This is a genomic window from Falsiroseomonas oryziterrae, from assembly GCF_021864505.1.
Classification (GTDB): domain Bacteria; phylum Pseudomonadota; class Alphaproteobacteria; order Acetobacterales; family Acetobacteraceae; genus Falsiroseomonas; species Falsiroseomonas oryziterrae.
The window spans coordinates 1-555 of sequence record NZ_JAKJIB010000713.1 but is presented as its reverse complement, the minus strand read 5'-3'; the positions used below and the strand labels follow the sequence as shown (position 1 = coordinate 555).

The window sequence follows — 555 nt, the reverse complement described above, 5'->3', positions numbered from 1 at the left end:
ACGCCACCATCGCGCGCGTCACCGCGGCGTCGCCGTCCAGGCGGCGCCTCGCCTCGCGCCGCGCGCGCAGCCGCGCCGGCCAACGCCGGATCGCGCCGATCGCGACGAGAAGAAGGTGTAGCGTGACGAAGGCGATCGCCAGCAGCAGCAGCGCCACCGCGAAGGGCAGCGCGATCTCGACCTCGCCGACGCGGATCTCCACGAAGCCGCCGAGGCCCGCGAGATACAGCACGCCCGCGACGCCCAGCGCGAGCAGCGCCAGGTAGAGGATGGCACGCGTCATCGGCTCAGCCCGCCGCCATCTGGCGCAGCGCCGCGCGTGCTGCGATCAGCGCCTCGGCATTGCCGATCCAGCCGCCCATCGCCTGCCGCGCGGGCGGCGAGAGGCGCTGGAGGAAGCGCAGCGCGCCCTCCAGGTCGCCCGCTTCCACCGCACGTCGCGCGCGCTCGATCTCGGCCGCCGCCGCGTCGCCCCACAGCACCTCCTCGCCGCGCCGCACGGTGACGAGGCCGCCGAGCCGCTGGGCGGCGCTGTCCAGCACGCCGCCGCCCTGC

Annotated in this window: 2 protein-coding genes; both read right to left on the bottom strand. The window is 76.4% G+C overall.

Translation table 11 applies throughout. The features are described 5' to 3' along the window. On the bottom strand, window positions 1–283 hold a 283-nt coding region (locus L2I40_RS24290), incomplete at its 3' end, for a heme biosynthesis HemY N-terminal domain-containing protein (RefSeq protein WP_272911021.1). 4 nt (window positions 284–287) lie between these two features. Continuing rightward, on the bottom strand, window positions 288–555 hold a 268-nt coding region (locus tag L2I40_RS24285; protein WP_237217887.1), incomplete at its 5' end, for a hypothetical protein.